This window comes from Polaromonas sp. P1_A2 (assembly GCF_056406895.1).
In genome coordinates, this window is record NZ_JBFTZI010000001.1 from 170,523 (window position 1) to 187,250 (window position 16,728).

Annotated in this window: 15 protein-coding genes; 6 read left to right on the forward strand and 9 right to left on the reverse strand. The window is 65.0% G+C overall.

Features of this window, described 5'->3' with window-relative positions; all coding sequences use genetic code 11:
* Positions 1 to 109 precede the first annotated feature (109 nt).
* The 6 genes from AC1D09_RS00850 to AC1D09_RS00875 all read right to left on the reverse strand — a co-directional run bounded on the left by AC1D09_RS00850 (position 110) and on the right by AC1D09_RS00875 (position 7,868).
* Positions 110 to 1,444 (reverse strand): ABC transporter substrate-binding protein, encoded by a 1,335-nt coding sequence (locus tag AC1D09_RS00850; protein ID WP_477661543.1) that lies wholly within the window; start codon positions 1,442 to 1,444, stop codon positions 110 to 112.
* Between the two features lie 126 nt (positions 1,445 to 1,570).
* On the reverse strand, positions 1,571 to 2,647 hold the full coding sequence (locus tag AC1D09_RS00855) for a branched-chain amino acid ABC transporter permease (RefSeq protein ID WP_007872989.1): 1,077 nt from the start codon (positions 2,645 to 2,647) through the stop codon (positions 1,571 to 1,573).
* A 25-nt stretch (positions 2,648 to 2,672) separates the two neighbouring features.
* Positions 2,673 to 3,602 carry a branched-chain amino acid ABC transporter permease gene (locus AC1D09_RS00860; RefSeq protein WP_477661544.1) on the reverse strand — a complete coding sequence of 310 codons (930 nt, stop codon included), beginning with the start codon at positions 3,600 to 3,602 and terminating at the stop codon, positions 2,673 to 2,675.
* Positions 3,603 to 3,680: 78 nt separating this feature from the next.
* A complete protein-coding gene (locus tag AC1D09_RS00865) occupies positions 3,681 to 4,463 on the reverse strand; it encodes an ABC transporter ATP-binding protein (protein ID WP_477661545.1) in 783 nt (260 codons plus the stop codon).
* A 130-nt stretch (positions 4,464 to 4,593) separates the two neighbouring features.
* Positions 4,594 to 6,540: an AMP-dependent synthetase/ligase gene (locus AC1D09_RS00870; RefSeq protein ID WP_477661546.1), complete on the reverse strand. Its 1,947-nt coding sequence runs from the start codon at positions 6,538 to 6,540 to the stop codon at positions 4,594 to 4,596.
* 143 nt (positions 6,541 to 6,683) lie between these two features.
* A complete protein-coding gene (locus AC1D09_RS00875; RefSeq protein WP_477661547.1) occupies positions 6,684 to 7,868 on the reverse strand; it encodes an ABC transporter substrate-binding protein in 1,185 nt (394 codons plus the stop codon).
* 178 nt (positions 7,869 to 8,046) lie between these two features.
* On the opposite strand from AC1D09_RS00875, the gene AC1D09_RS00880 reads away from it, so the two are divergent.
* Positions 8,047 to 8,799, forward strand: a complete 753-nt coding sequence (locus tag AC1D09_RS00880) for a Crp/Fnr family transcriptional regulator (RefSeq protein ID WP_477661548.1) — start codon at positions 8,047 to 8,049, stop codon at positions 8,797 to 8,799.
* Positions 8,800 to 8,814: 15 nt separating this feature from the next.
* Here AC1D09_RS00880 and AC1D09_RS00885 read toward each other — a convergent pair whose 3' ends face one another.
* From AC1D09_RS00885 to AC1D09_RS00895, 3 genes are read right to left on the reverse strand one after another with little or no spacing between them, the layout of a single operon-like run.
* Positions 8,815 to 9,462: an HD domain-containing protein gene (locus tag AC1D09_RS00885; RefSeq protein WP_477661549.1), complete on the reverse strand. Its 648-nt coding sequence runs from the start codon at positions 9,460 to 9,462 to the stop codon at positions 8,815 to 8,817.
* Positions 9,462 to 10,088 carry a pyridoxamine 5'-phosphate oxidase family protein gene (locus AC1D09_RS00890; RefSeq protein WP_477661550.1) on the reverse strand — a complete coding sequence of 209 codons (627 nt, stop codon included), beginning with the start codon at positions 10,086 to 10,088 and terminating at the stop codon, positions 9,462 to 9,464. Before AC1D09_RS00890 ends, AC1D09_RS00885 begins: the two co-directional genes overlap by 1 nt.
* Entirely contained in the window at positions 10,085 to 10,993 is a 909-nt protein-coding gene (locus AC1D09_RS00895) for a LysR substrate-binding domain-containing protein (RefSeq protein ID WP_477661619.1), read from the reverse strand. The genes AC1D09_RS00890 and AC1D09_RS00895 overlap by 4 nt, the downstream gene beginning before the upstream one ends.
* Positions 10,994 to 11,103: 110 nt before the next feature.
* Between AC1D09_RS00895 and AC1D09_RS00900 the strand changes: the two genes are divergently transcribed.
* From AC1D09_RS00900 to kdpC, 5 genes are all read left to right on the forward strand, one after another.
* Positions 11,104 to 11,898 (forward strand): sulfite exporter TauE/SafE family protein, encoded by a 795-nt coding sequence (locus tag AC1D09_RS00900; RefSeq protein ID WP_477661551.1) that lies wholly within the window; start codon positions 11,104 to 11,106, stop codon positions 11,896 to 11,898.
* Positions 11,899 to 12,136: 238 nt separating this feature from the next.
* The gene (locus tag AC1D09_RS00905) at positions 12,137 to 12,235 is read left to right on the forward strand and encodes a potassium-transporting ATPase subunit F (protein WP_413329491.1); all 99 of its coding nucleotides are present in this window, start codon (positions 12,137 to 12,139) and stop codon (positions 12,233 to 12,235) included.
* Positions 12,235 to 14,034 carry a potassium-transporting ATPase subunit KdpA gene (kdpA, locus tag AC1D09_RS00910; protein ID WP_477661552.1) on the forward strand — a complete coding sequence of 600 codons (1,800 nt, stop codon included), beginning with the start codon at positions 12,235 to 12,237 and terminating at the stop codon, positions 14,032 to 14,034. Before AC1D09_RS00905 ends, kdpA begins: the two co-directional genes overlap by 1 nt.
* Positions 14,035 to 14,057: 23 nt before the next feature.
* Positions 14,058 to 16,145 carry a potassium-transporting ATPase subunit KdpB gene (kdpB, locus tag AC1D09_RS00915; RefSeq protein ID WP_477661553.1) on the forward strand — a complete coding sequence of 696 codons (2,088 nt, stop codon included), beginning with the start codon at positions 14,058 to 14,060 and terminating at the stop codon, positions 16,143 to 16,145.
* Between the two features lie 9 nt (positions 16,146 to 16,154).
* Positions 16,155 to 16,727, forward strand: a complete 573-nt coding sequence (kdpC, locus tag AC1D09_RS00920; RefSeq protein ID WP_477661554.1) for a potassium-transporting ATPase subunit KdpC — start codon at positions 16,155 to 16,157, stop codon at positions 16,725 to 16,727.
* The last annotated feature ends 1 nt before the right edge of the window (position 16,728 follow it).

Consider the following 16,728-nt stretch of genomic DNA (forward strand, 5'->3'; position numbering starts at 1 on the left):
CAGCCCTCAAGGCTGGCGGCTCGCGAGAGCCGCGCCCCTCCCGCCTGGCGGGAGGGGTTGGGGTGGGTGCCGTCAGTACATGGCAAAGCCAGCTGAGCGGCTACGCCGCTCAAGACTGGCAGTCGGCCGGTGTGCGCGCCGTCAGTTTTTTCTCGGTGGCGTACTTGGCGGCGGTGCTCTTGACCAGGGGCTTGATCACCTGTTCATCGGCCTGCAGCCAGTCGGAGGTGAACTTCCACTCCTTGCCGTCCCAGGTGTGGATGCGCGCCCAGGCCGAGCCCATGTGGTCGGTGCAAGAGGTGCTGATAGGCCGCATCACGCCGGCAAAGCCGAGTGCGTCCAGCTTGGCCTGGGTCAGGTTCAGGTTCTCCAGGCCCCAGCGGACTTGTTCACCCGTCATGATTTTTCCCTTGCCGAAGCGCTCCTGCGCGGCGCGCAGGCCTTCCACGCCCAGCATGGCGCTCATGGCGCCGCGCATGTACAGCACCTGGCCGACTTCTTCTTTCGGGCCCGTGCCCTGGCCTTTGCCGTGCACCAGGGTCAGCATGTCTTTGGCCAGCTTGGAGTTGGGCTCGGCGCCGTGCTGCATGGTCACGGCGTTGTAGCCCTTGGCGCCTTCGGCCACGTCTTTCACGTCAGGCTCGGCGCCGGCCCACCACACGCCGTACATCTTCTCGCGCGGGTAGCCGGTGGCTTGCGCTTCCTTGATGGCGGTGGTGTTCATGATGCCCCAGCCCCAGAGCGCCACATAGTCGGGGCGCGACTGGCGGATCTGCAGCCAGGTGGCTTTTTGCTCGACGCCGGGCGCGGTCACGGGCAGCAGCTGCAGCGTGAAGCCGTGCATGGCGGCGCGTTCCTGCATCAGCGGGATGGGCTCCTTGCCGAAGGGCGAGTCGTGGTAGACCAGCGCGATGCGCTTGCCTTTGAGCTTGTCGAAGCCGCCTTCCTTCTTGGCGATGGCCTGCAGGATGGCGTCGGCGGCGACCCAGTAGGTGCCGGCGATCGGGAAGTTCCATTTGAAGATGGAGCCGTCGGCGCTTTCGCTGCGGCCGTAACCCACGGTCACCACCGGGATCTTGTCGACCGGGGCTTTTTCGGTGATGGCGAAGGTGGCGCCGGTGGACAGCGGCTGCACCAGGGTGGCGCCGCCGTTCTTGCCCTTCAGGCGTTCATAACATTCCACGCTGCGCGCGGTGTCGTAGCCGGTTTCGCATTCCTCGAACGAGATCTTCACGCCGTTGATGCCGCCGCGCGCGTTGACCAGCTTGAGGTAGTCCACATAGCCGTTGGCCCAGGGCACGCCGTTGGGCGCGTAAGGCCCGGTGCGGTAGGACAGCACCGGGAAGAACTGCTCCTTGGCCTGGGCGAATGCGCTGGTCGTCACAAGGGACGAAGCGCCGGTGGCGAGGATTGCCACCGCCAACATCACATTACGAATCTTCATTGTTGTCTCCTGGAAAATTTATAAACACCGCGAAAAAAGGGGCACCTCAGTAAACGACCTAACCATCCACCGCGCATCGGTGATTTCGAGTAATCCTTAACCCTAGGGCCGGCGCACCACAAGGCCTTAGTGGGGAAATGGCCATAGCCTGAGTTTTTGTTTGCCCACGGCCCACAGCTTGGCCAAGCCGTGCGGCTCGACGATCAAAAACCACACAATCAGCCCGCCGAAAATCATCAGCTCCGCATGCGAGATGCCGGCGGTGGAAATCGAGATACCCAACCAGCCCGCCAGCACCGGCAGCAGCTGGCTCAGCACAATCGGCAGCACCACGATAAAAGCCGCGCCGAAGAAGCTGCCCATGATGGCGCCCATGCCGCCGATGATCACCATGAACAGCAGGCGGAAGGAATAGTCCACCGAGAAGGCCGCCGGCTCCCAGGCGCCCAGGTAGATAAAAGCCCACAGGCCGCCGGCGATGCCGATGATGAAGGAGCTGACCGCGAAGGCGCTGAGCTTGGCGTACATGGGGCGTATGCCGATCACCGCAGCGGCCACGTCCATGTCGCGAATCGCCATCCACTCGCGGCCTATGGCGCTGCGCACCAGGTTTTTGGCCAGCAGGGTGATCACCACCACGATGGCCAGGCAGAACAGGTATTTGCTGACGGCGCTTTCAATCGGCAGGCCGAAGACCTGCAGGTTGGACACCGACACCGAACCCGAGGGCGTGTCCATGGTGAACCACTTGATGCGCAGGAACATCCAGTCGCTGAAGAATTGCGCGGCCAGCGTGGTCACCGCCAGGTACAGGCCCTTGACGCGCAGGCTGGGCAGGCCGAACAAAATGCCGAACAGCATGGCGCACAGGCCGCCCAGGATCAGCGCGGGGATCAGCGGCATGCCGGGAATGCGCACAAAAAAGTTGTAGGCGCCATAAGCGCCCACCGCCATAAAGGCGCCCGAGCCCAGCGAGATCTGCCCGCAGTAGCCCACCAGGATGTTGACCCCGACGGCCGCCAGCGAAAAGATCAGGAAAGGGATCAGGATGGCGCGGAACAAATAGTCGCTGGCCAGCAGGGGCACGGCGACAAAGGCAAAGGCCAGCAGCAGGCCTATGGCGATGCGGTCCTGCAGGATGGGGAAGATCTGCTGGTCGGACCGGTAGCTGGTTTTGAATTGGCCGTTTTCTCTGTAGAACATGATTTTTCTTTAGGTAGAAGCGGCTTTAAACACGATCAATAATTTTCTCGCCAAACAATCCTTGCGGCCGGACCAGAAGGACACACAGTGCGAGGACATAGGCAAACCAGATTTCAATACCGCCGCCCACATACGGCCCGATAAACACTTCGGCGAGTTTTTCGCCCACGCCCAGGATCAGGCCGCCCACGATGGCGCCGGGCACCGAGGTCAGGCCGCCCAGGATCACCAGCGGCAGCGCCTTGAGCGCCAGCACCGACAGCGAAAACTGCACGCCCAGCTTGCTGCCCCAGATCACGCCGGACACCAGGGCCACAAAACCCGCGACGCTCCACACGATGACCCAGATGCGGTTCAGCGGTATGCCTATGGACTGCGCGGCCTGGTGGTCGTCGGCCACGGCCCGCAGTGCGCGGCCGGTGCCGGTGTACTGGAAGAAGGCGGCCAGCGCCGCCACCAGGGCGGTGGCGATCAGCGCGGCGACCAGGTCTTCCTGGTTCACCAGCAGGCCGCCCTGGAAGACGCTGTCAAGCAGGAACATCGGGTCCTTGGGCATGCCCACGTCGATCTTGTAGATGCTGGAGCCGAAGATGGTCTGGCCGAAGCCGTCGAGGAAGTAGGAAATGCCCAGGGTCGCCATCAGCAGCGCGACGCCTTCCTGGTTCACCAGTTTCCCGAGCACCAGTTTTTCGATCAGCCAGGCGACCACCACCATGATGGCCAGCGCGGCCGCGAAGGCCAGCGCGTTGTTGATGAATTTGCTGTCCAGGCCGGTCCACTGCGGGATCCATTCGGAAAAGCGCGCCATGGCCAGCGCCGCGAACAGCACCATGGCGCCCTGCGCGAAATTAAAGACGCCCGAGGCCTTGTAGATCAGCACAAAGCCCAGCGCGACCAGCGAATACAGCATGCCCGACATCAGGCCGCCGATGATGGTTTCCAGGAACGAACCCATCACTGGCCTCCCTCGCTGGATGCGGACATCGTGGGTTGGGGGAAGCGCTGTGATTTCATCTTGGTGTTCTCATCCATGTCAGTGGCTGGTTCCGAGGTAGGCCCGGATCACGTCTTCGTTGTTGCGGACTTCGTCGGGGGTGCCGTCGCCGATTTTTTTGCCGTAGTCGAGCACCACCACGCGGTCGGAGATGTCCATGACCACGCCCATGTCGTGCTCGATCAGGACCACGGTGGTGCCGAACTCGTCGTTGACGTCGAGCACAAAGCGGCACATGTCCTGTTTTTCCTCGACGTTCATGCCGGCCATGGGTTCGTCGAGCAGCAGCACCTGCGGCTCCATGGCCAGGGCGCGGCCCAGGTCCACACGTTTTTGCAGGCCGTAGGGCAGCTGCCCTACGGGCGTCTTGCGGTAGGCCTGGATCTCCAGGAAGTCGATGATTTTTTCGACCGCCTCGCGGTGCCTGATTTCTTCTTTTTCGGCCGGGCCTATGCGCAGCGCCTGCAGCAGCAGGTTGCTCTTGATCTTGAGGTTGCGGCCCGACATGATGTTGTCGAGCACGCTCATGCCCTTGAACAGCGCCAGGTTCTGGAAGGTGCGCGCCACGCCCATCACGGCCACCTGGTGGCTGTTCATGTGCTTGAAGGTCTGGCCGCGAAAGGTGATGGAGCCTTGCTGCGGCGCATAGACGCCGTTGATGCAGTTGAGCATGGAGCTTTTGCCGGCGCCGTTGGGGCCGATGATGGCGCGTATCTCGTGCTCCTTCACATTGAAGGAAATATCCGACAGCGCCTTCACACCGCCGAAGCTCAGGGAGATGTTCTTGACGTCCAGGATGACGTCGCCGATTTTCTTGGTCATGGGATGTGGACCCCCACGCTTGTCACTGCGTGTACTGCGCTGCCCCCCGAGGGGGCCGCCCGCCTGCGGCCCGGCAAAGCCGGTTCCGCGGCTCGAGCTGGTATTTGGGGAATTTGCTGCCACTTGTTGTTCATGCTGCTGCCTTGACTGGCTCAAAGGTCTGGGTGTCGCTGATCTTGAGCGTCGCGCTCACGCTGCCGCTGCGGCCGTCTTCAAACTTCACCACGGTTTCAATGAACTGCTCGGCCTTGCCGCCGTAGAGCGCGTCGATCAGCGGCTGGTATTTCTCGGCGATAAAACCGCGCCTGACCTTGTTGGTGCGCGTGAGTTCACCGTCGTCGGCGTCCAGTTCCTTGTGCAGCACCAGGAAGCGGCTGATCTGCGAGCCGGCCAGCAGGGCATCCACGCTGAGGTCGGCGTTGACCTTTTCCACGCATTCCTTGATGAGCTGGTAGACCTCGGGCTTTTGCGCCAGGTCGGTGTAGCCGGCATAGGGCAGGTTGCGGCGCTCGGCCCAGTTGCCCACGGCGTCGAAGTCGATGTTGAGCATCACGCAGACTTTCTCGCGGCCGTCGCCGTAGGCCACGGCTTCCTTGATGTGCGGGAAGAACTTGAGCTTGTTCTCCACATACTTGGGCGCGAACATGGCGCCGTCGTTGGCGCCGCCCTTGATGCGGCCCACGTCTTTCACGCGGTCGATGATCTTGAGGTGGCCGCTGGCGTCGATAAAGCCCGCGTCGCTGGTGTGGTACCAGCCGTCGGCGTTCAGCACCTCGGCGGTGGCGGTGGGGTTTTTGTAGTATTCCTTGAGCAGGCCGGCCGACTTCACCAGGATCTCGCCGTTCTCGGCCACCTTGATCTGCACGCCCTGGATGGGCACGCCCACGGTGTCGGCGCGCGCCTGGTTGTCGGGCTGCAGGCAGACGAACACGGCGGTCTCGGTCGAGCCGTAAAGCTGCTTGAGGTTGATGCCGATGGAGCGGTAAAAGGTAAAGAGGTCGGGGCCGATTGCCTCGCCGGCGGTGTAGGCCACGCGCACGCGCGAAAAGCCCAGGGTGTTGCGCAGCGGGCCGTAGACCAGCAGGCCGCCCAGCGCGTACAGCACGCGGTCCAGCGCGCCCACGGGCTTGCCGTCCATCAGCGCCGGGCCGGCGCGCTTGGCCACGCCCATGAAGTAATGGAACATGCCGCGCTTGATGCGGCCCGCGTCCTCCATGCGGATCATCACCGTGGTCAGCAGGCCTTCAAAAATGCGCGGCGGCGCAAAGTAGTAGGTCGGGCCGACTTCTTTCAGGTCAATCGTCACCGTGCTCGCGCTTTCGGGGCAATTGACCACATAACCGCAGGCCAGCCACTGCGCGTAGCTGAAGATGTTCTGGCCGACCCAGGCCGGCGGCAGGTAGGCCAGCACTTCCTCGCTTGAGGTCAGCCTGTCGAAATCGGCGCCGGCCTTGGCGCGGTCCAGCAAGGTGTTGTGGGTGTGGACCACGCCCTTGGGGTTGCCCGTGGTGCCCGAGGTGAAAAACATCGCGGCCACGTCGTCGGGGCGGGCTCTTTCGACCTCGGCCTGGAAGAAGCCCGGCTGGCCGGCGGCAAAACCGCGGCCCGCGTCCAGCAGCGCGTCCAGCGACTGCAGGCCGTCCTCGGCATAGTTGCGCAGGCCGCGCGGGTCGTCGTAAACAATGTGCGCCAGCTGCGGGCACTGGCCGCGTATCTCCAGCAGCTTGTCGACCTGCTCCTGGTCTTCCACCAGCGCAAAGCGCACGTCGGCATTGTTGACCGGGAAAATGCATTCGGCGCCCACGGCGTCCTGGTACAGCGGAATCGGTATGGCGCCCAGTGACTGCGCGGCCAGCATGGTGGCGTAGAGGCGCGGCCGGTTGGCGCCGATGATGACCATGTGCTCGCCGCGTTGCAGGCCCAACTGGTGCAGGCCGCAGGCAATGTGCTCCACGAGCTGCGCCATGCCGGCCCAGCTGTGCGCCTGCCAGATGCCGTACTCTTTTTCGCGCATGGCCGGGGCGCCGGGGCGCTCGGCCGCATGTTTGAGCAGCAATCGTGGGAACGTGGTCTGCATTCGCTTCTTGTCTCCGTTTTGCGCGGTTTTTCAGGAAAACCGCTGGTATGGGCGAATAGTAGGACCGGCTTTGACGCTATGGTGTCATTACGACGACAATTTCCGGGTAAGTCCTACTGGGGTGTCCCCGGGGTCCGGCCGGTTTATCGGATAAAGCGCCCGTCGCGCGAAACCATGGTCAGTTCCACGAAGCGCGAAGCGTTGCGGGCCGAATCGCTGAAGCTCACTTCAAAGCCGCCCAGGTCGTAGCGCTTCAAATTCCAGGTGCTGTCGATGAAGGCTGCGCGCGTCGGGTTTTTGCCGGCGCGGCGCAGTGCTTCGGCGAACACGCGGGCATTGATATAGCCTTCCAGCGCCAGGTGCGAAGGCTCCAGCGCCACGCCGGCGGCCTTCCAGGCCTGCTGGAATTCACGCACCATGGGCACCACGGTGTTGCCCGGCAGCGGCACCACCTGCGAGACCGCGATGCCGGTGGCGTCCTCGCCCATGGCCTTGAGCGTGGCGGCCGCGCCCATGATGGACAGCGCATACAGCGACAGCCCCTTGCGCTGCGTGCGTATGGCTTTCACGAAATCGATGGTCGGCTTGCCGGCCAGGCCCACCAGCACGGCTTCGGGGTTGGAGGCCGCGATTTTTTCGGCTGCCGGGCCGGCGTCCGAGGCGTTGTTTTCCACGGTGACCGTCGCGGTCGCTTCCAGCTTGTGTTTGGCCATGGAGCGCTGGGTGGCGTCGAAGACTTCCTTGCCGAAGGAGTTGTTCTGGTAGACGATGGCGATGCGCCGTATGCCGATGGTCGCCAGGTGCTGCACCAGCTGTTCGGCCTCGTCGGCATAGCTGGCGCGTATGTTGAAGACGTTGCGCGCGTTGGCCGGCCGCGCCGATAGCGCGCCCGAAAACGGCGCGAAAAACGGCATGCCCGAATCGATCACCTGCGGCAGCATGGCTTCTATCATGGGCGTGCCCATGCAGTTGAAGAGCGCGAATGTGCTTTTGTCGTCGATAAAGCCCTTGACGTTGCCCAGCGCGCGCTTGACGTCGTAGCCGTCGTCGGCCACCGTGAGCTCTATGGGCCGGCCGTTCACGCCGCCCCTGGCGTTGATGCCGGCAAAGCAGGCCTTGGCGCCCTGGTGCATGGCCTGGCCCAGCTCGCCCAGCGGCCCGCTCAGTGCGATGGATTGCGCGATGCGCACCGGGCTGCTGTCTTGCGCGTGCGCGGGACCGTACAGGGCGGCCGGCACAGCCGCGAGGGCGCCCAGCATGCGGCGGCGTGTCAGGTGATCAGCGGGCGGCGGTAAACCGGCTTTTGAGGCGGTGAAAAGGCTTGTCATGGCGGGTGTCTCCTGGTCGTGATGGGATTGCGGTGGGCTCTTGACGGCCTGTCTACGCGAGGCCGATGCTATGCTTTGGAGGCGCGGCCAACTGTCTGCCCAACGACAATCCAAGGGTTGCGCCCGCCCGGGCTTTCCCTGATCTACCCACCCGCTTTCTTGCTTGAACATTGCGAGCATGGCCACTGAGTCACCCCTTCACCTGCGCCGCAGGGCGCCCACGCCGGACGAGCTGCGCGGCATTCCCTGGCTGCCCCTGCTGCTGCCGGATGAGCGCGCACGCGCGGTCGCGGTGCTGCAGGTCGGTGACGCCGCGCCGGGCGACTATGTCTGCCGTGTCAGCAGGCCGGTGACTTACTGGTTCGGCGTGGTGGAAGGCCTGCTCAAGATGAGCAGCGACAACGCCCAGGGCATGACCATGACATTTGCCGGCCTGCCGCCCGGTGGCTGGTTCGGCGAAGGCACGGCGCTCAAGCGCGAGCCCTACCGCTACAACATTCAGGCGCTGCGCAAAAGTGTGGTGGCCGGTTTGCCGATAGACACCTTCCACTGGCTGCTGGACCACTCCATCGGTTTCAACCGCTTTGTGATGAACCAGCTCAACGAGCGCCTGGGCCAGTTCATCGCCGCGCGCGAAATCGACCGCATGAACAACCCCGACATCCGCGTGGCGCGCAGCCTGGCCGCGCTGTTCAACCCGGTGCTGTACCCGGGCGTGGGCCAGATGCTGCGCATCACGCAGCAGGAGATGGCCTACCTGGTGGGCCTGTCGCGCCAGCGCGTGAACGAGGCGCTCAGCGCCCTGCAGGACCAGGGTTTTATCCGCATCGAATACGGCGGCCTGCGCGTGCTGGACCTGGAGGCGCTGCGCTCCAGCGTGTTCGCGGCCAAAGATGAGGGCCTGGCCGCGCGCACCAACCCGGGCCGCTAAGGCCTGGCCGGTGACCTAGCCGCCGAGGCCGGCGATGGCCAGGCGCAGGTTGCCCCGGGCGCGGGCTTCCAGCGCGGCCTGGAAATGCGGTGTGCTGTAAATCGCTGGCCGGGCGAGGAAGGCGCGCAGAATCTCGCCGCGTTTCTGGCGAAAGAGGTCCTCGGGCACAAAGGCATATTCCTGCCGTATCTGCTCCTCATATTCGGCAAAACGCGCGGGCAAGGCGCCCAGAATGGACAGGTCCACATCCACCAGCAGCTGCGCGTCGGGCGTTACCGGCAGCGCGCTGTGGCAGGTGGCCATGATGAGTTCGTCCACCCGCTGCACGGCGGCCGGCACCGCACCATGGCCCTGCAATACGGCGCGTGCCCAGTCGGCGCTTTGGCGCTCGTTGTCATGGCGCTGTGTGTCGTAAATACCGTCATGGAACCACAGCGCGAACTCGACTTCGCCCGGTTGTTCGGCCAGGTGGCGGACGGCCTCGACATGTGCAAGGCATTCCGCAAGGTGCTGCAGCGTGTGGTACTGGCGGTGCGGCTCCGAATAGCGCGCCAGCAATTCGTCAAACACGCTGCCGGTGATGGTCCTCGGCACGAGCGCGCTGGTACAGCGCCGCCAGGAGCGGGCCAGCAGGTCCATGGATTCGGGCGTGGGATGTGCCATCAGTAGAGTGTGGACTTTTGCCGCGCGGGCAGTTCGCGGTCGTATGTTTCGCCGTCGATGGCCGCCGCCGTCAGCGCCTGCAGCATGGCGCCCGGCGTGGGCACATCGGGCCGGCTTGGCGGCGCGGCCTGCCAGAGCTTGGAGCGCTGCAGGGCCCGCGCGCACTGGAAGAACACCGATTCCACGCTGATCACCAGCACGCAGTGCGGCGGCTTTCCCTCCATGGAAAAGCGCTGCAGCATCTCGGGCGCGACCGTGATGCGGGCGCGGCCGTTCACGCGCAGCGTCTCGCCGACGCCGGGCACCAGGAACAGCAAGGCCACCCGAGAGTCGATCAGCAGGTTGCGCAGGCTGTCGATGCGGTTGTTGCCGCGGCGCTCGGGCAGCAGCAGGGTCTTGTCGTCCTGGATGGCGACAAAGCCCGGCGGGTCTCCGCGCGGCGAGGCATCGAGCCCGCCCGGCCCCGCGGTGGCCAGCACGGCGAAAGGCGAGGCCTGGATCAGCGCCTGGTAGGCCGGGTGCAAATAGTCCACTTCTTTCTTGAAGGAAGCTTCGCCGACGGTGCCGAACAGTGCTTCCAATTGCGGCAGGCTGGTGATGGTATGCGGGTCGGCTTGGGTGTTCATGACCTGACTTTATCGCTTTGGGCGGGTGCGCACAGCGCTTCCACCAGCCTGGCCGCCGGCAGCGACAGCTGCTCAAAGCGGCGCGCGCAAATCAGCAGCTGCCGGTCGGCCCAGGCGTCGGAGAGCTTGAGCGCGCGCAGCTTGCCCGCGCCCGCATGGCCTTCGGCCGCGACGGCCGGCACCACGGCCACGCCGACGCCGGCCTCCACCATGCGGCAGACGGCCTCAAAGCTGCGCAGCCGTATGCGCGTGCGCATGCGCAGCCCCAGGCGTTCGGCCTGCAGTGCCAGGTGCTGCTGCAGCGCGCTGTCCTCGCCCAAGCCGACAAAGTCATGGGCCAGGGCTTGTTCAAAGAGGACCTGCCGCCGGCGGCCGAAATCACTGCGTGCGGGCACCACCAGCACCAGCCGGTCGCGCCGGAAGGGCCTGGATTCCAGGCTGGAGACGTCGGCGGAGTCGGCCACGATGCCGAGCTCGGCCGCCTGGGCCAGCAGCTGCGAGACGATCACATGGCTGGGGCGCTCCTCAAGATCGACGTCGATGCCGGGATGGGTATTGAGGAAGGCCGCAAGCGCCTGCGGCAGGTAGTCGGTGATGGCGGCGGTGTTGGACAGCAGGCGCACCCGGCCCGCCAGGCCGCCCGCGTAGTCGGCGATTTCGCCCTGCATGCGCTCTACCTGCTGCAGCACCAGGCGCGCATGGTGGGCCACGGCGAGGCCGGCCTTGGTCGGCTTGACGCCGCCGCGCAGGCGATCCAGCAGCGGCACGCCCAGGGCGTCCTCCATGCCGCGTATGCGCGCGCTGGCCGAAGCCAGCGCCAGGTGCGAAAGCCTGCTGCCGGCCGTGATGCTGCCGGTGTCGACCACATGCAGAAACAGCCGGAGGTCGACCAAGTCAAAGCGGATGTTGGCGGGCATGGCAGTGAGGGAGCCTGTTGAGCCTTCGGAAATGGCTAAGGCTGCCAGCGCATATTACCGCTTGAGCGCGGGGCGCGTCGCTGCGCAGAATCGGCCTCATGAACTTGCACAATTTCGCGGGCATGGGGCCCGATACCCTGCTGGTCGCCATCGTCGCTGCCGTATTTTTGCTGGCCGGCCTGGTCAAGGGCGTGGTCGGCCTGGGCTTGCCGACGCTGTCCATGGGCCTGCTGGCCGGCGTGATGCCGCCCGCGCAGGCGGCGGTAATTTTGATACTGCCTTCGTTTTTGACGAATGCCTGGCAGATGTGGGACGGGGCCGCGCTGGGCCGGCTGCTCAGGCGCCTCTGGCCGCTGCAACTGGGCGTGGTCGCCGGAACGCTGTGGGCGCCGGTGAGCCTGGTCACCCTCAATGCCAATGCGGCATCGGCGGGCTTGGGGGCTGCCTTGATGGCCTATGCCGTGCTGGGGCTGGTGGCCGTTCCGCTGGCCGTGCCTCGTCGCGGCGAGCGGGTCTCTTCGTTGGCCATTGGACTGATCACCGGCGCCATCACTTCGGCCACCGGTGTGTTTGTGTTTCCGGCGGTGCCTTACCTGCAGGCCCTGGCTTTCAGGAAGGATGAACTCGTGCAGGCGCTGGGCCTGTCCTTCACCGTTTCCACGGTCGCGCTTTTTGGGCGCCTGGTGCTTGAAGGGTCGTTCTCGGCGGCTGCCCTGCCCGGCGGCTGGGGCTGGCTGGTGGCCTTGCCCGCGGCCTTGCTGGGGATGGCGGCGGGCCAGGTGCTGCGCGGCCGGCTGGATGAAAAAACCTTCAAGCGCCTGTTTTTTGCGGGCTTGCTGGCCATAGGCCTTTATATGGTGATTGGCAGCGCCATACGCTGGCTTGCAGGCTAAAGGCCTGCAGACCCAGGCGCTGGCGCGGTTTTGGGGCCGGTTTTTACGCTTTCTTTATACCCGCCGCCCGTCTTTCATCCCCGTTTTTACACGCCGGCTCCGACACTTTCTCCATCGTTGTTGTTTGGAGAAAGATCATGGATCTTGCGTTTATGGTTGGCGCCGCCGCCCTTTGGGGTGTGACGGTCCTGCTGGTCTGGGGCTTTGAGAAGCTCGAAAAACCCGAAGGGGGCCGCTCATGATCCCCCTTGACGTTTTGTACGGCTTTGGCGGCGTCTGCGCCATCCTGCTGCTGACCTACCTCGTGTATGCGCTGATCTGCGCCGAGGAGTTTTGATGAACGCCTCAAGCTGGGGCCTGCTGGCCCTTTTCCTGGCCGCGCTGCTGGCCACCGCCTGGCCGCTGGGCCTGTGGCTGGCGCGCCTGTATGCGGGCCGGCTGCCCGGCTGGATGCACAGGGTGGAAGCGCCGTTGTACCGCCTGGCCGGCACCTCGACCGATACCAACATGAAATGGTCGCAGTACGCGCTGGCGCTGCTGGCCTTTAATGCGCTGGGCGTGGTCGCTGTCTATGCCCTGCAGCGCCTGCAGGCCGGGCTGCCGCTGAACCCGGCCGGCATGGCCGCCATCTCGCCCGACTCGGCCTTTAACACCGCCATCAGCTTTGTCTCCAACACCAACTGGCAGGGTTATGCCGGTGAGTCGACCATGAGCTACCTCACGCAGATGCTGGTGCTGGCCGTGCAGAATTTTTTCTCGGCCGCCACCGGTATTGCCGTGGTCTTTGCGCTGTTTCGCGGTTTTGCCGCGCGCGCCACCGGCGCCATCGGCAATTTCTGGGTGGACATCACACGCGTCACGGCCTGGCTGCTGCTGCCGCTGTCGCTGGTGTTCGCGATTTTCCTGGTAGGGCAGGGTGTGATCCAGAACTTTGACGCTTACAAGGACGTGAGCACGCTCGAAGTCACCAGCTACCAGCAGCCGAAAAACGGCCCTGACGGCCAGGCGCTGAAAGACGACAAGGGCAATCCCGTCATGGAAGACGCCAGGACCGACAAGCAGACCCTGGCCATGGGCCCTGTCGCCTCGCAGGAGGCCATCAAGATGCTGGGCACCAACGGCGGCGGCTTCTTCAACGCCAACTCGGCCCATCCCTATGAAAACCCGACGGCGCTGAGCAACTTCTTCCAGATGCTGTCCATCTTCCTGATTCCCGCGGCCCTGTGTTTTGCCTTTGGCCGCGCGGTGGGCGATACGCGCCAGGGCTGGGCCGTGCTGGCCGCGATGACGCTGATCTTTGTGGTCGCGGTGGCGGCAATCACCCCGGCCGAACAGGCCGGCAACCCGCTGCTGCCGCCCCTGGGCGTGGACCAGGCGGCCAGCGCGCTGCAGGCCGGCGGCAATATGGAAGGCAAGGAAACCCGCTTCGGCATCAATGCCTCCAGCCTGTTTGCCGTCATCACCACGGCGGCGTCGTGCGGCGCGGTCAATGCCATGCACGACTCCTTCACGCCGCTGGGCGGCATGGTGCCCATGGTGATGATGCAGCTGGGCGAGGTGGTGTTCGGCGGCGTCGGCACCGGGCTTTACGGCATGCTGATTTTTGCCATCCTCGCGGTGTTCATCGCCGGCCTCATGATTGGCCGCACGCCCGAATACCTGGGCAAGAAGATCGAGTCGCACGAGATGAAGCTGACTTCCATCGTCATCCTGGTCACGCCCATCCTGGTGTTGGCCGGCACGGCGGTGGCGGTGCTGGCCGGCGCCGGCAAGGCCGGTATCGCGAATCCCGGCGCGCATGGTTTTTCGGAAATCCTTTACGCGCTGACTTCGGCCGGCAACAACAACGGCAGCGCCTTCGCGGGCCTGTCGGCCAACACGCCCTTCTACAACACGCTGCTGGGCGTGGTGATGTGGCTGGGCCGCTTCGGCGTCATCGTGCCGGTGCTGGCGATTGCCGGCGCGCTGGCCGCCAAGAAGCGCCTGCCGGTCACGGCCGGCACCATGCCCACGCACGGCCCGTTGTTTGTGCTGCTGCTGATAGGCACCGTGTTGCTGGCGGGCCTGCTCAATTACGTGCCGGCCCTGGCGCTGGGCCCCGTGGTCGAGCATTTGATGCTCTGGCCCGCCCATTGAACCGCCGCGAAAGACACACCGATATGACTACCCAAAAACCTTTTGTGCTGCTGGACCCCGCGCTGCTCAAACCCGCCATCGCGGCCTCCTTCACCAAGCTGAGCCCGCGCGTGCAATGGCGCAACCCCGTGATGTTTGTCGTCTACATCGGCAGCATACTGACCACCTTGCTGGGCCTGCAGGCCTTGCAGGGGCAGGGCGAGGCGCCGGCCGGTTTTATCTTTGCCGTGGCGATCTGGCTGTGGTTCACCGTGCTGTTCGCCAACTTCGCCGAGGCGCTGGCTGAAGGCCGCAGCAAAGCCCAGGCTGCCTCTTTGCGCAGCCTCAAGAAAAGCACCTGGGCCAAGAAGTTCAAGGAAACCAGCAGCAAGGTTTTCCACGGCACGGCCTGGCTGCCCGAGCAGGCCGAAAACCTGCGCAAGGGCGCAGTGGTGCTGGTCGAAGCCGGAGACATGATTCCGCTGGACGGCGAGGTCATCGAAGGCGTGGCCTCGGTCGATGAAAGCGCCATCACCGGCGAATCGGCGCCGGTGGTGCGCGAGTCGGGCGGCGACTTCTCGGCCGTGACCGGCGGCACGCGTGTGCTGTCCGACTGGCTGGTGGTGCGCATTGTGGTCAACCCCGGCGAGTCCTTCCTGGACCGCATGATCAGCATGGTCGAGGGTGCCAAACGCCAGAAGACGCCCAATGAGATCGCACTGACGATTCTGCTGGTGGCGCTGACCATCGTCTTCCTGGTGGTCACGGTCACGCTGCTGCCTTATTCGGTGTTCAGCGTGCAGGCCGCGGGCTCGGGCACCGTGGTCAGCATCACCGCGCTGGTGGCCTTGCTGGTCTGCCTGATCCCCACCACCATAGGCGGCCTGCTGTCGGCCGTGGGCGTGGCCGGCATGAGCCGCATGATGCAGGCCAATGTGATCGCCACCTCGGGCCGCGCGGTGGAGGCCGCCGGCGACGTGGATGTGCTGCTGCTGGACAAGACCGGCACCATTACCCACGGCAACCGCCAGGCATCGAGTTTTTTGCCGGCGCCCGGCATGACCGGCGCCAAACTGGCCACCGCCGCGATGCAGGCCTCCATGGCCGACGAAACGCCCGAGGGCCGCAGCATTGTGGCGCTGGCCCAGCGCATGGGTGCGAGTGAAGCCCTGGCGGGCAACAGCCACGAGGTTCCGTTTACCGCTCAAACGCGCATGAGCGGCATGGACCAGTTGCGCCCCGACGGCAGCACGCGCCAGCTGCGCAAGGGCGCGGTCGATGCGGTACGCAAACATGTGGAGGCGCTGGGCGGCAGCGTGCCGGCCGAGGTGATGCGCGCGTCGGATGAAGTCTCGCGCCGCGGCAGCACGCCGCTGGCGGTGGCCGACGGCGCCATGGTGCTGGGTATTGTGGAGCTCAAGGACATCGTCAAGGCCGGCATCAAGCAGCGTTTCGGCGAGCTGCGCCGCATGGGCATCAAGACGGTGATGATCACCGGCGACAACAAGCTCACGGCCGCGGCGATCGCCGCCGAGGCCGGTGTCGACGATTTCCTGGCCGAGGCCACACCCGAAGACAAGCTGAAACTGATACGCGGGTACCAGGCCGAAGGCCGCCTGGTGGCGATGACCGGCGACGGCACCAACGACGCGCCGGCCCTGGCCCAGGCCGACGTGGCGGTGGCCATGAACAGCGGCACCCAGGCCGCCAAGGAGGCCGGCAACATGGTGGACCTGGACTCCAACCCCACCAAGCTGCTGGAGATCGTGGAAACCGGCAAGGCCTTGCTGATGACGCGCGGCTCGCTGACCACGTTTTCGATTGCCAACGACGTGGCCAAGTATTTCGCCATCATCCCGGCGATTTTTGTGAGCACCTACCCGCAGCTGGCCGCGCTCAATGTGATGCGCCTGGGCAGCCCTTCGACGGCGATCCTGTCGGCGGTGATCTTCAACGCGCTGGTCATCATGTTTTTGATCCCGCTGGCGCTCAAGGGCGTGAAGTACCGCGCTGTGGGCGCCGCCACGCTGTTGCGCCGCAACCTGTTGATTTACGGATTGGGCGGCCTGGTTGTGCCTTTTATCGGCATCAAGGCGATTGACTTGCTGCTGGTGGCCATGAATCTTGTTTAAGGAAAACCCATGAAAAACATTCTTCGTCCCGCACTCGTGCTGTTTGCCGTGCTGACCCTGGCCACCGGCGTGGCCTACCCGCTGGTGGTGACTGGCACGGCCCAGACCCTGTTTCCGAAACAGGCCGGCGGCAGCCTTGTCATTCGTGATGGCAAGCCGGTGGGTTCCGCGCTGATAGGCCAGAACTTCAGCGACCCCGGCCACTTCTGGGGCCGACCCTCGGCCACGGGCCCCATGCCCTACAACGCCGCAGCCTCCAGCGGCGCCAACCAGGGACCGCTCAATCCCGCGCTGGTCGATGCCGTCAAGGGCCGCATCGCAGCGCTCAAGGCGGCCGATCCCGGCAACAGCGCCCCTGTGCCGGTGGACCTGGTCACGGCCTCGGCCAGCGGGCTGGACCCGCACATCAGCCCGGCCGCGGCGCTTTACCAGGCGGCCCGCGTGGCCAAGGCGCGCAATCTGCCGCTGGAAAAAGTGCGGGCCCTGGTCGGGCAGCACACCGAGCAGCCTTTGCTGGGCTTTCTGGGCGAGCCCCAGGTCCATGTGCTGCGGCTGAACCTGGCGCTGGAGGCTTTGCGCTAAG